The sequence below is a fragment of the Alkalicoccus urumqiensis genome (genome assembly GCF_002993335.1).
In the GTDB taxonomy this organism is placed as follows: domain Bacteria; phylum Bacillota; class Bacilli; order Bacillales; family Salisediminibacteriaceae; genus Alkalicoccus; species Alkalicoccus urumqiensis.
On sequence record NZ_PVNS01000007.1, the window covers coordinates 98,052 to 111,475 of the forward strand.

Consider the following 13,424-nt stretch of genomic DNA (forward strand, 5'->3'; position numbering starts at 1 on the left):
TCGGGATTTAATGAAGGTGAACGGAGCCGGTCGATGCCTCAGCCTCAATGTAAAAATGACCTTCGCCGTCCTTGTTTGAAAGGAACGTCATCTTCTTATTGGCAAATTCCTTTTTCTCCTCCAGGATGCTCAGGTTCGGAAGCTGGTTTCGGATCGAGCCGACTGTCGCCTTCAAATCCCCTTCTGTCTTCACGTTTTCCGGTACAGCAATGTGTACGCTGCCGGTCGTCGTTTTGACGTACATCTTGGACTGGGACGCTTCCGCCAGGCGGAAGTGAACCGATCCGTTGACGGATTCTACGTGAAGGCTGCCCCGTCCGGCATCTACCGTTACCGAGCCGTTCAGTGTTTTAATGTAGCTTTCCACTGCATGGAGGCGGCCGATATGAACCGGACCGTTATACGTTTCCAGCTGCACTTCCTTGGCATCCAGACGGTCAAAATGGAGGCGGCCGTTCACCGCTTTTGCAAATACGTGGTGTACGGGAATATGTTCCCCTCTCATTTTCCCATTAAACGTATAGAGGTTCAGCTTATCGAGATCCCCCGTCGGAAAGTAGATGACCGTGTTGACACGGACGGACTTTTTACGGGATTCCAGACGCAGCTTTCCGTTGGAGAAGCTGAACTGGGCCTCCTGCAGAAACTCGCGCCGGGCGGATTCTTCATCACGGGCGCGGTACACCTGGACATCGCACTCAATGCGGATCGTGTTTTCCTCCCACGGCCGCAGTTCGATATCGCCGTTTTCAATGTGAATATCCGCTTCGCGGAGCAGCACATCGTTATGCTGGAACACATGCTGCACTTTCACACCGGAGGCAAACGAGTTGAAGTCGAAATCGAACTCTTTGACGCGGTTGACGGCTTCATCAACGAATTCTGAGAAACGCGTTGCAAACGACGACCATTTTTCCTCCGCGCCTTCACGGCTCCACGGCCCCTGGGAAGCACCGTCCTTCCGGTAGCTTCCGGACGACGTCTGCTGCCCGCCGGAATCCGGCTCGTTCTCCGGAGCCGAGGAAGAGGGCTCTTCCTCTTTTTTCTCGTCCCGGAGCGACTCTAAAAGACGCATCCCCTCTTCTGCTGAAATCTTTCCATCTTCAATCATCTTCAGAATCATTCGGCGTTCTTCCTGCATCGTTACCGCCCCTTTCCGTAGTCTCTTTCCATAATAAGGGCACTTCGGGCCGCTGTCGTCCAACCTGAGGCGTATTCTTCCTCTGACCCGGGGCCTGTCTTCTCTCTGTTTACGAACCGCTTCGTAAAATGTTTCAGGCGTTCGCCTGTTCTTTGAGCCGCTCCTGCATCCGTTTGCGTTCACGCTCTAAAATCGGCTTTAGAAAACGGCCGGTATGCGAGGCTTCCACTTCGCCGACTTCTTCCGGCGTTCCGCTCGCTACAAGCTTCCCGCCTTTGTCGCCGCCCTCCGGACCGAGGTCGATGACGTAGTCCATCGTTTTGATCACATCGAGGTTATGCTCGATGACGAGGACGGTATCCCCGTTATCGACGAGGCGCTGCAGCACCTGCAGCAGTTTTTCAATATCTGCGATATGAAGGCCTGTCGTCGGCTCATCCAGAATATAGAACGTTTTTCCGGTCGAGCGCCGGTGCAGCTGGGAAGCAAGCTTCACACGCTGGGCTTCCCCGCCGGAAAGTGTCGTCGCCGGCTGGCCGAGTTTTATATAGCCGAGACCGACATCCTGGAGTGTCTGGATTTTCCGCTTAATGCGCGGAATGTTTTCAAAGAAATCGAGCGCTTCATCGACGGTCGTCTCCAGTACATCGGCAATGTTTTTCCCTTTGAACGTCACATCGAGCGTCTCCCGGTTGTAGCGCCGGCCATGGCATTCTTCACACGGAACGTACACGTCCGGGAGAAAATGCATCTCGATTTTAATAATTCCATCCCCGCGGCACGCTTCGCAGCGGCCGCCTTTCACGTTAAAGCTGAAGCGTCCTTTTTTGTATCCCCGCGTTTTCGCCTCGTTCGTCATCGCAAACACATCGCGGATATCGTCAAACACGCCGGTATAGGTTGCCGGATTGGAGCGCGGCGTCCGCCCGATCGGCGACTGATCGATATCGACGACTTTCTCCAGCTGATCGATGCCTTTGATTTCCTTCGCACGGCCCGGCTTCTCTTTTGCTGTCGTCAGTTTCTGGGCGAGTGACTTATAGAGAATGTCATTTATCAGCGTACTTTTACCGGACCCGGAGACGCCGGTGACGGCGACGAGCAGACCTAGCGGAATATCTACGTTTGTGTTTTTTAAGTTGTTTTCTGCCGCTCCTTTAATCTGGAGCTTTCTTTTTTTATCCGGCTTTCTCCGCTCAGGCGGCAGCGGAATAAATTTCTCCCCGGCTAGATATTTTCCAGTCAGGGAATCCGGATCCGCCATGACTTCCTGCGGTGTCCCGGTCGCACAGACTTCTCCGCCGTGGACACCGGCTCCCGGACCGATATCAATTAAATGATCCGCCGCAAGCATCGTATCTTCATCATGCTCCACGACGATCAGCGTATTGCCGAGGTCCCTCATCCGCTCGAGTGTCTTTATGAGGCGGTGGTTGTCGCGCTGATGCAGACCGATGGACGGCTCATCGAGAATGTAGAGAACGCCCATGAGCGCGGAGCCGATCTGGGTGGCGAGACGGATCCGCTGCGCCTCTCCGCCGGAAAGCGTGCCCGCTGCACGGGACATCGTTAAATAGTCGAGTCCGACATTGATCAAAAAACCGAGCCGTTCTTCAATTTCACGAAGAATCATGCGGGCGATCGTCATTTCTTTTTCGGTAAACTCCACGTTCTCAAAAAACGTTTTCGCATCATAGATGGACAGGTCGGTCACTTCACCGATATGGTAGCCGTTCACCTTTACAGCGAGCGCTGCTTTACTCAAACGGTTTCCTTTACAGACCGGACAAGGCTTCTGCGTCATATACTGCTCCATCTGTTCGCGGATATAATCCGATCCGGTTTCATGGTAGCGCCGCGAGATATTTGTCAGCACCCCTTCAAAGTAAAGGTCCCGCTCGCGGACACGACCGAATTCATTTTTGTAACGGAAATGAATTTTCTCCTGGCCGCTTCCTTCCATAATAATCTCTTTTTCTTTCTTCGAAAGCTTTTTAAATGGCTTGTCCATGTCGATACCGAAATGCCGGCAGACACTTTCAAGAAGGGCCGGATAATAGTTCGAAGACGTCGGTTTCCACGCCGCAATCGCGTGCTCCTTCAGACTGAGGGAAGGATCCGGCACGACGAGCTCGGTGTCCACTTCCAGCTTGAAACCGATGCCGTCACAGCGGTCACAGGCGCCGAACGGACTGTTAAAGGAAAAGAGGCGTGGCTCGAGTTCGCCGATCGTAAATCCGCAGTACGGGCAGGAATGATGCTGGTTGAAAACAAGTTCCTCTCCATCGATCACATCGATCAGCACCATCCCTTCCGATGCTTTCAGTGCTGTTTCAAGCGAGTCGGAAAGCCGTGCTTCGATTCCCTCTTTGACAACGAGACGGTCGATGATGACCTCAATTGAATGTTTTTTGTTTTTATCGAGCTCGATGTCCTCCGCGACTTCGCGCATTTCTCCGTTGACGCGGACACGGACATACCCCTGCTTTTTAATGTCTTCGAGAAGCTTTGCATGGGTACCTTTCCGGCCGGAGACGACCGGAGCCAGCACCTGAATCTTCGTCCGCTCTTCCAGCTCCAGAATTTGATCTGCCATCTGCTGCACCGTCTGCGAGGAAATCTCCACTCCGTGGTTCGGACAGACGGGTCTGCCGACACGTGCGAACAGAAGCCGCAGGTAATCGTAAATTTCTGTCACTGTTCCGACAGTGGAACGCGGGTTCTTGGACGTCGTTTTCTGGTCGATGGAAATCGCCGGCGACAATCCTTCGATGGCATCCACGTCCGGCTTATCCATCTGGCCGAGAAACTGTCTTGCGTAGGCGGACAGCGACTCTACATAGCGGCGCTGCCCTTCTGCGTAAATCGTGTCAAAGGCCAGGGATGATTTCCCCGAACCGGAGAGTCCGGTCATGACGACCAGCTTATCTCTTGGAATCGTTACATCGATATCTTTTAAGTTATGGGAGCGCGCCCCTTTAACGACTATATTTTCATGAGCCATTCCTGTCTCATCCTTCCGCTTTCAATTCTAGAACGACATCCCGGAGTTCTGCAGCGCGTTCGAAATCGAGATCTTTTGCTGCCTGCTTCATTTCCAGTTCCATCCGTTCGATAACTTTTTCCCGTTCTTTCTTCGACAGCTTCTTCTTCGGCGCTTTTTCCACCGCTTCGTATGTTTCTTCTTCCTCCGCGGCGAACGTCGCTTTAATCAGCTCCGGAATCTGCTTTTGGATCGTCTGCGGCGTTATGCCGTGCTCTTCGTTGTACTGCTTCTGAATCGTCCGGCGGCGGCTCGTTTCATCAATGGCTATCTGCATCGACTTCGTCATTTTATCCGCATACATGACAACATGACCGTTCGCATTCCGGGCTGCACGGCCCATCGTCTGAATGAGCGAGCGCTCGGCGCGCAGAAATCCTTCTTTATCGGCATCGAGAATCGTGACGAGAGAGACTTCCGGAATATCGAGCCCTTCACGCAGCAGGTTGATACCGACGAGAACGTCGAATTCGCCTTTTCGGAGCTCCCGGATGATCTCGATCCGCTCCAGCGTTTTAATATCCGAATGCAGGTACTGGACGCGGATGCCGACTTCCTTCAGATAGTCGGTCAGGTCCTCGGACATTTTTTTCGTCAAAGTCGTGACGAGTACACGTTCGTCCCGTTCCCGGCGGAGCTGTATTTCTTCAATCAGATCGTCGATCTGTCCTTCAATCGGCCGGACATCGATCGTTGGATCAAGCAGCCCGGTCGGCCGGATGATCTGCTCGACCATCTTCGGCGTATGTTCAATTTCGTACGGACCGGGTGTGGCCGATACGAAAACGATCTGATTAATATGATTTTCAAATTCTTCAAACGTCAGCGGCCGGTTGTCTTTCGCCGACGGCAGGCGGAACCCGTGGTCGACGAGAACCCCTTTTCGTGCCTGGTCCCCGTTGTACATTCCGCGCACCTGCGGCAGTGTGACGTGGGACTCATCCACAATAATGAGCGAGTCGTCGGGAAAGTAGTCCATCAGCGTATACGGCGTAGCTCCGGCTTCTCGGAATGTCAGGTGCCGGGAATAGTTTTCAATCCCCGAACAGTAGCCGAGCTCCTGCATCATTTCGATATCATAGCGGGTCCGCTGCTCGAGACGCTGTGCTTCGAGCACGCGTCCTTTATCGTGAAAGTCTTTAAGCGTTTCTTCCAGTTCTGCTTCAATATTAACAATCGCGCGTCGGAGTTTCTCTTCGCGCGTAACAAAGTGCGAGGCCGGAAAGACAGCGGCATGCTCCCGCTCCCCGAGCACTTCGCCGGTAAGGGCGTGTACTTCGGTGATCCGGTCGATTTCGTCGCCGAAAAATTCCACGCGGAGGCAGTGCTCATCGCGGGAGGCCGGGAAAATCTCCACGACATCCCCGCGCACACGGAACGTGCCGCGCGTAAAGTTGACATCATTTCTCTCGTACTGAACATCCACCAGCTGCCGCAGAAGCGAATTGCGCTCCCGTTCCATGCCGCGCCGGAGAGAAACGACAAGATCCCGGTATTCCTCCGGGGAACCGAGACCGTAAATACAGGACACACTGGCGACGATAATGACATCTTCCCGCTCAAAAAGCGCACTCGTCGCAGAGTGGCGGAGTTTATCTATTTCATCGTTGATACTCGCATCTTTTTCAATAAATGTATCGGACTGAGGGATGTACGCTTCCGGCTGGTAGTAGTCATAGTAGCTGACGAAGTACTCCACCCGGTTATTCGGAAAAAATTCTTTAAACTCGCTGTACAGCTGTCCGGCGAGTGTTTTGTTGTGGGCGATGATGAGCGTCGGCTTTTTCACCTGCTGGATCACGTTGGACATCGTAAACGTTTTTCCGGTCCCTGTCGCACCGAGAAGCGTCTGAAACTTCTCTCCGCGGTGGATCCCCGCCACCAGTTCTTCTATCGCCTGCGGCTGATCGCCGGCAGGAGCGTAATTGGACTGCAGCTCAAATGTAGTCGTCATTATGTTCATCCTTTCGTTCACGGCACTTCTGCGTTACTTTACCCGTTTCTTCTCTGTCTCAAATCATTATATCACGCAGCCTGCACTTCTGCGAACATATGTGTGCTTCCTTTCTCATGAAAAATGATTCGAACATCGGAGCTGCAGCAGCCTCCATTCCTCCTGCAGAAAACAACTTTCTCCTTCTGCCCCGGATAACAGAAAAAGACAGGAGCATAAGCTCCTGCCTTCACGCTATTTCTTTGTATACCGGTCTTTTTCCCGCTGCTTCCGGTTCTGGACATAGTCCTGCATACCGGCAGCCTGGCCATAGGCCCGCCCCTCGTCGTACGCTTCTTTCTCTTCGCGGGCTTCCTTCTGCTTCTCTTCCGCCCGCCGGAGTTCTTCCCGGTCCTGGTGGACAACCGAAGCAGAACGCATCCCTTTTAACGAAAGCGTCATCCCTTCGTCATCCGGAATGAACAGGCAGCCGATCAGGTAGTGGTCGTTTTCGTAAATGGACGCCTGGGTAAGGCGCTTCTCGCCTTCAGTGTCGATGACTTCCAGTTTGGCGAAGGCCGGGCTGATCTGCAGCGCTTCGTAAAATTCACGCTGAGTGGCGACGTCCCTGCCGTTTACTTTCATGATAATGTCGCCGGTCGTCAGTTCCATTTTAGCTGCGGTGGATTTCGGCAGCACATGGACGACGGCGAGACCCTTCTCTCTGACGGTAAACAGACTCGTATGATGCGAGTCGGCCCGCTCCAGGCTGAGAAAAAGGACTTCCCGGACGAGGAGTACCGCCGGCCCCAGAAGGAACAGCCACTCGGGCAGGTATACCAATACTGCGATAAAAAGAAGGGCGAGAATCAGAACCGCCCCGAGCATTCTCCCGCCAGCACGCCGGCATGCTTCTGCCGGGTACCGTGCCTGCGCCGCCAGCTGAAAGCCGAGGACGACCGGAAGCAGGAGGAGGCCGAATGACGGGCTGTGCCAGTCAAGAAGCGGCCACCAGGCGCCGGCTTCCCATCCGCCGGCGGGAAGAAGAACAGCTGCCGGCAGAATCCAAAGGCGCTGCGGCCGGTGCATGCCGACGAGCTTTCCCCGGGAGCTCTTTTTTAGATCCGGAGAAGGCTGCCTGTAGCCGTCGATGGAAATAAGCATTGCTTCTGCAGCAGCGAGGAGAAGAAGAAATGCTCCAAGCGACGGAAGGGAAACTGTCTGGAGTGCTTCGAGCTGCGTGTCCAGCCAAGCCCAGCCACTTCCCGAGGCGGGAAGAAACGGAACGACCGTCAGCAGAAGGGCAAAGGTGACGGTCATACTGTACCAGCGCGCATGCTTAAAGGGAACCTGCAGCAGCCAGACCACCGTCATGAACGGGATGACCGCAGCAGGCAGTTCCAGACCGAGCAGCAGGATCGCAGCTGACAACAGAAGACCTGCAGCCAGCGCTGCTGAAAGCGGGGACAGCAGGCCGTCCGCTGCATCATATACACGTGTATGAAACGCTTTACGCTCACGTTTGACCCGCTGCAGGTGAAACCAGAAGACGGCGGCGGCGGCAATGTATGTAAGCGGATGTAAAAATAATCGTCCCAGTGCGGAAAATACCTCTTCCATCGTTTGTTCCACCTTCCGTAATCATTCTCTCTCTTTATTCTATAGGAATTACCCAAAAAGGAAAGACTGTTCTGCATATTTTTCCCGTATTCCTTTTACATCTTATTCGTGGACGCCTTCTCCTTTCTGTCCGGCAGCCTTCTCCTCCGGCAGACCGCGCATTCCCCGCTCCGGGAGTAGTAAAAAACCGGGGCCGAAAGAGCGGCCCCGGCAGATCATATCGTTATTACTGGCCGCCGTTCTGGATCAAATCCAGCGCTTCCTGCAGCTGACGGTCGTTTTCCGGATCGCGTACACTTTCAATCACCTGCTCCTGAAGGGCACCGGCCGTTTCTTCATCCACTTCGCCGGAAGCCTCCAGTCCGTTTGCTTCCTGGAAGGAACGGACAGCCGCTTCGGTCTGCTCTCCGAAATAGCCGTCAGTCCGTCCCGGATCGTAGCCGAGGCCATTAAGCATGATCTGTACGTTTTCCACCTGATCGCTCAACATATCAAACACGAGCGGCTCCTCTACATCCACCGGCGCCGTGTAGAAATAGTCCGGCTGCATGACTTCCACCGTCGGATCGACACCGTCTTCGTTAATATCGTTTCCGGCGGATGTCAGCCAGCGGAATGCGGTCAGTTTCACCTGACTGCCATCTTCCAGCGGAATCGTCTGCTGAACGGTTCCTTTGCCGAACGTCGTTTCCCCGACGAGCTCGTATCCGCCTGCTTCATGAAGCGCCGCGGCAAGGATCTCTGAAGCAGATGCGCTTCCTTCGTCGATCAGACCGACAATCGGATATTCTTTCTCTTCTTCCAGGCTGGAAACGTGCTGCATCACCTGGCCTTCACTGTCTTCAATCTGAACGACCGGTTCGCCGCCTGGAATGATAGCGTCCCCGATATCTTCCACGCTCTGCAGGTAGCCGCCGGGATTTCCGCGCACATCAATGACGAGACCGTCGATTCCCTCTGCTTCCAGCGCTTCCAGCTGCTCCGTGAATTCGGAGGCTGTCTGCTCGGAGAAGGAGCGGATTTCGAGAATGCCGATCGTCTGTCCAGCTTCTTCCATCGTTTCACTATAGACAGTTTCAATCGGTATTTCATCGCGGACGACGTCCACATCCATCAGATCACTTGAACCGGGCCGGTCGATCGTCAGCGTGACCGTCGTCCCTTTTTCTCCGCGGATTTTTAATACCGCATCGTAAAGAGAAAGACCTTCAATATTTTCGCCGTCCACTTCCACGACCTGATCATTCGGCCGGAGTCCGGCTTCTTCTGCCGGTGAATCACGGAACGGAGCAACGATCGTAACCATGTCGTTCTCCATGCTCACTTCTGCACCGATTCCTTCAAACGAAGATTCGAGCGACTGCATAAATTGTTCTGCCGTCGATTGATTCATAAAGACGGAATATGGATCGTCGAGCGTATCAATCATGCCTGAAATAGCTCCGTCAATCAGTTCGGACGATTCCACGTCATCAACATAGGATTCCTGAATCAGCTCAAACGTCTGCTCCAGCTGTTCCCAGTCGGCACCTTCGTTTTCCGGCGCCGCGTCCTCTTCCTGCTCCGCATTTTCCTGTGCCGTGCTCTGCGATGAACTGACTTCCTGCTGCTGTGCCTGCTCGTTCTGTGAAAAGGTCATCCAGGCAAACGTGCCGCCTGCCCCGATCAATAACGCCAATACGAAAATCAGCGGAATAAAAAATTTGTTATGAATCATAGCAGTACCCCCACTTTTTATCGTCCCCCTGCAGAAACTTCCTACTATTGTATATGATAACAGATCGCATCCTTCCGCGGAAAGCAGGGGCTATCCATCACATAATATTTGATCATTCGCAGACGGACTCCACCACCGGAAAAGGCTGTGTCCGCATGGAGATCACCACTGTTTCCCAACGGACAGAGCCCCGTCATCCAAACGGCAGAAAGCAGAAAGCAGGCACCCCTTTTTTCGGAGTGCCTGTGGTGAATCAGCCTATCATTTGACTGTTGCTTTTAAATCGTTAAGGCAGGTAGGACATCGGGTTAACCGCCGAAGATCCGCCTGCATAGCCGCCGGGATGCACTTCAAAATGAAGATGCACGCCGGTGGAAACGCCTGTGGTGCCCATCGTTGCGATCCGCTCACCGCGGCCGACGCGGTCCCCTGCCGAGACGCTCATATCTGCCAGGTGGGCATACAATGTTGTGTACGGCTTCCCGTCAATGACGTGGGAAACGAGAACCGTGTTGCCGTAGCCGCTCATCCGTCCGGCGGAAATGACAGTACCGGATTCAGCTGCGTAGATATTCAAACCGCCGCTGCTGTCATAGTCCGTGCCGTTATGTGCCCGCACTTCGCCGGTGACCGGGTGAGTGCGGTTTTTATTATAGTGTGAGCTGACACTTCCGTCTGCCGGCCGGTGAAAGACTGCTCCACCTCCGGAAGAAGAAGCAGCTGGCTCCGGAGATGCTTCTTCTTCCGCTTCTTCCGCTGCGGCAGACGCTTCCTGCTCAGCCGCCTGTTCTCTTTCCCGCTCTGCAGCAGCTTCTTCACGCGCACGGCGCTCCGCTTCCTCTTTCTTCCGCTGCTCCTCCAGACGACGTTCTTCTTCGAGGCGGCGCTGCTCTTCTTCCCATTCCTCGAGTTCACTCGCTGCTGCCTGCTCCTGTGCAGCCAGGAGATCCTTCTCTTCTTCAATGGAAAGCAGATTTGCTTCCAGGTTGTACCCTTTTTCCTGAAGAGATTCCATCACGGCATTTTTCTGCTCTGCCTGCTCCTCCAGGGACGCCTGCATGCTTTCCAGATCGGTCCGCTGTTCTTCCAGAGAGGCCAGCTCCTCTTCAAGCGCCGTTTTCGCTTCTTCGAGGCGTTCCATATCAGCAATATGGTCTTCCAGAATGGATCGGTCCTGCGAGGCAATATTATGTAGTACCGAAATACGTTCGATTAAATCGCCGAAATTCTGTGCGCCTAAAATGACTTCCAGATAGTTTACTCCGCCGCCGTTCTGATGCATGGAGCGGACCCGTTCTTTTAACACTTCGTCGCGTTCAGCGATCGTCTCTTCCAGTTCGGCAATTTCCTGGCGCAGTGCTTCCGCGCGCGCTTCGGTCTCTTCAATTTCTTCTTCTTTTTCTCGGATTTGGCGGCCGGTTTCTGCCATCTCCTCGTCCAGCTCCGCTACTTCTGCTTCCAGCGTTTCCACATCGGATTCAATGGAAGACAACTCTTCCTGCTTTTCCTCGGCTTCGTTTTCTTTCTGTTCCTGCTCCTGCTGGTACTCATTGATCTCCTGTTTCAATTGTTCCCCGCGGTCCTCTGCCGCCGCTGCTGCAGGAAAAAGCAGCAGGGCGGAGAGAGCGGCGAGTATGATCGATTTGGACAAGTCGGTCACATCCCTTTCTGAGATTAATAGTCGATTTTCTGCGGCATCTAAAACGGCGTTGTCAGCTGCGGTCAGACACGTAGAAACTTCCGGACGCTCATGAGACTTCCCCAGACGCCGACGACAGCGCCGACAGTCAGCAGAAGAATCGCTGTCTGGAAGAGGACGACCTGAGGCGGGAGGAACTCGAAAAATTCCAGCCCGGTGTTCTGTCCGATAATATCGTAGAAACGTCCATATCCGTAGACGAGGAGGCCGATCGGCAGAATACAGCCGAGAATGCCGAGCAGCAGCCCTTCAATGAAAAACGGCCAGCGGATAAAGCTGTTCGTCGCTCCGACAAACTTCATGATCTGAATTTCTTTTTTCCGTGCAACGATCGTCAGTTTAATCGTATTCGCAATAAGGAATACGGCAGTAAAGAGAAGCCCGGTAATAAGCACGAGGCCGACAATACGGACGAGGTCGGTCGCTGCAAACAATTGGTTGAAAATGTTGCTTCCGTATTCGACATCCTCCACGTGTGTGAGCGAGTCAATCTGACCGGCGACCTGATCGGTCCGCTCGGGCTCCTCCGCCTGCACGACAAAGACATCGTTCAGCGGGTTTTCTTCCCGCAGCGTTTCAAAGTATTCTCCTTCGTCTCCGAGACTGGCGATAAAGTTATCCAGCCCTTCCTCCCGCGGGACGAAAGCAACGTCATCCACGCCGGGAACACGCGTAATTTCTGTTTCCAGCTGCTCCTGATCCGCCGCTTCCGCCTGACGTTCAACGAAAACCCGGACTTCCACATCGCCTTCCAGCGTGTCGGCAAAATGGTTCACATTCATGATGAGAAGCATAAAAGTGCCGACGACGAGAAGCATAACGGTCACCGCACTGACAGAAGCAAAGGTCATCCAGCCGTTGCGGACGATGTTCCTTCCTCCTTCTTTCACATGGCGCCCGAGGGTTCTAGCTCTCATAGCCGTAACGCCCCCTGACTTCGTCTCTGGAAATACGGCCATTTTCAATAGCAATGACGCGCTTTCTCATATTGTTGACGATCTCACGGTTGTGCGTCGCCATTATAATCGTCGTGCCCCTGTCGTTGATCTCCTCAAGCAGGTGCATAATTTCCCACGACGTTTCCGGATCCAGGTTTCCGGTCGGCTCATCGCAGATCAGCACATCCGGATTGTTCACGATTGCCCGGGCAATTGACACCCGCTGCTGTTCCCCGCCGGAAAGCTCATGAGGCTGGAAACGCGCTTTGTTTTTCAGCCGGACAATGTCCAGCACGTCCATGACGCGGCGGCGTATCTCCGGTTTGGAAGCTTCGACCACTTCCATAGCAAATGCGATATTTTCAAATACATTCATCGACGGCAGCAGTTTAAAATCCTGAAATACCACGCCGATATTCCGGCGCAGGTATGGAACATGCCGTTCTTTCATATGAGCAAGGTTCTCTCCCCCAACGAGGATTTCCCCGCGTGTCGGACGCTCTTCACGGTAGATCATTTTAATGAACGTCGATTTGCCGGCCCCGCTCGGACCGACGACATAAACAAATTCCCCGCTCTGTATGTAGATCGACATGCCGTTCATCGCCATCACACCGTTTGGATACGTTTTCCAAACATCATTTAATTCGATCAAAAGAATCACTTCCCACCAATTTCATTCGATTCCTTTGTACTCCTAAAGACGTGATTTTACCTATTGTCCCTGTCGTTTATCGTCGAATAAGAGCACTGCCGGTTTTGGCACGCAAAGAGTATTATAGCAGAAATACCGCCCGAATAAATCTACGTTCCGTTTACAATTTGATTTCATCTGGTAAAGCCTCGACATGTGGACGCAAAAAAAGACCCCTTTTTTACCATCGCTGTAAAAAAGGAGCCCGTAACATGTATAAATCCAATTCCGAAAAATTACTGGTCAGATACCCACGCTGCTACATCTTCTGCATCCGAACCTTCAACGAGATCGGCCGGCATGCTTCCAGGACCACTGGAGATCGCGTCTGTCACCTGGTCAAATTCTGCGTCCTGCAGAGATGGACCGGTTCCGCCGCTCAGGTCACCGCCGTGACAGGATGCGCAGTTACCCTGGTAAAGCTCTTCGCCATTGGCGAGATCGTATTCGCCTTCATCTTCACCACCGCCGTTATCGGCTGCTTCTTCTTCCGTGTTGTTGCCGCCGGTGTTATTGTTCTCAGCAGGCGCTTCATTGCCGCCGTCATCGCCGCCACCGCCGCATGCTGCAAGCAGCAGTGCTGTGCCGAATAATCCGGCTGTCAGCTTTTTCATATGTTTCCCCTCCTTATGCTTGTGC

General features: G+C 53.5%; 9 protein-coding genes. All 9 read right to left on the bottom strand.

The window, feature by feature from the left end:
• Positions 1–7: 7 nt before the first annotated feature.
• The 9 genes from C6I21_RS08720 to C6I21_RS08760 all read right to left on the bottom strand — a co-directional run bounded on the left by C6I21_RS08720 (position 8) and on the right by C6I21_RS08760 (position 13,399).
• Positions 8–1,141, bottom strand: coding sequence for a DUF4097 family beta strand repeat-containing protein (locus C6I21_RS08720; protein WP_105959072.1), 1,134 nt, complete (start codon positions 1,139–1,141; stop codon positions 8–10).
• Positions 1,142–1,274: 133 nt separating this feature from the next.
• Positions 1,275–4,145 (bottom strand): excinuclease ABC subunit UvrA, encoded by a 2,871-nt coding sequence (gene uvrA / locus C6I21_RS08725; protein WP_105959073.1) that lies wholly within the window; start codon positions 4,143–4,145, stop codon positions 1,275–1,277.
• A 7-nt stretch (positions 4,146–4,152) separates the two neighbouring features.
• Positions 4,153–6,138, bottom strand: coding sequence for an excinuclease ABC subunit UvrB (uvrB, locus tag C6I21_RS08730; protein ID WP_105959074.1), 1,986 nt, complete (start codon positions 6,136–6,138; stop codon positions 4,153–4,155).
• Positions 6,139–6,372: 234 nt separating this feature from the next.
• Positions 6,373–7,737 (bottom strand): PDZ domain-containing protein, encoded by a 1,365-nt coding sequence (locus C6I21_RS08735; protein ID WP_105959075.1) that lies wholly within the window; start codon positions 7,735–7,737, stop codon positions 6,373–6,375.
• A gap of 226 nt (positions 7,738–7,963) precedes the next feature.
• Positions 7,964–9,454, bottom strand: a complete 1,491-nt coding sequence (locus tag C6I21_RS08740; RefSeq protein WP_105959076.1) for a S41 family peptidase — start codon at positions 9,452–9,454, stop codon at positions 7,964–7,966.
• Positions 9,455–9,740: 286 nt separating this feature from the next.
• Positions 9,741–11,114: a murein hydrolase activator EnvC family protein gene (locus C6I21_RS08745; RefSeq protein WP_105959077.1), complete on the bottom strand. Its 1,374-nt coding sequence runs from the start codon at positions 11,112–11,114 to the stop codon at positions 9,741–9,743.
• A 62-nt stretch (positions 11,115–11,176) separates the two neighbouring features.
• Positions 11,177–12,070 carry a permease-like cell division protein FtsX gene (gene ftsX, locus C6I21_RS08750; RefSeq protein ID WP_105959078.1) on the bottom strand — a complete coding sequence of 298 codons (894 nt, stop codon included), beginning with the start codon at positions 12,068–12,070 and terminating at the stop codon, positions 11,177–11,179.
• Positions 12,060–12,746 (bottom strand): cell division ATP-binding protein FtsE, encoded by a 687-nt coding sequence (gene ftsE / locus C6I21_RS08755; RefSeq protein WP_105959167.1) that lies wholly within the window; start codon positions 12,744–12,746, stop codon positions 12,060–12,062. The genes ftsX and ftsE overlap by 11 nt, the downstream gene beginning before the upstream one ends.
• A gap of 275 nt (positions 12,747–13,021) precedes the next feature.
• Positions 13,022–13,399 carry a c-type cytochrome gene (locus C6I21_RS08760; RefSeq protein WP_105959079.1) on the bottom strand — a complete coding sequence of 126 codons (378 nt, stop codon included), beginning with the start codon at positions 13,397–13,399 and terminating at the stop codon, positions 13,022–13,024.
• Positions 13,400–13,424: the final 25 nt, after the last annotated feature.

Coding starts and splice junctions, on each gene's coding strand:
- C6I21_RS08720 (WP_105959072.1), bottom strand. CDS start 1,141: ATGCAGGAAGAACGCCGAATGATTCTGAAGATGATTGAAGATGGAAAG.
- ftsX (WP_105959078.1), bottom strand. CDS start 12,070: ATGAGAGCTAGAACCCTCGGGCGCCATGTGAAAGAAGGAGGAAGGAAC.
- C6I21_RS08740 (WP_105959076.1), bottom strand. CDS start 9,454: ATGATTCATAACAAATTTTTTATTCCGCTGATTTTCGTATTGGCGTTA.
- uvrB (WP_105959074.1), bottom strand. CDS start 6,138: ATGACGACTACATTTGAGCTGCAGTCCAATTACGCTCCTGCCGGCGAT.
- uvrA (WP_105959073.1), bottom strand. CDS start 4,145: ATGGCTCATGAAAATATAGTCGTTAAAGGGGCGCGCTCCCATAACTTA.
- C6I21_RS08760 (WP_105959079.1), bottom strand. CDS start 13,399: ATGAAAAAGCTGACAGCCGGATTATTCGGCACAGCACTGCTGCTTGCA.
- C6I21_RS08735 (WP_105959075.1), bottom strand. CDS start 7,737: ATGGAAGAGGTATTTTCCGCACTGGGACGATTATTTTTACATCCGCTT.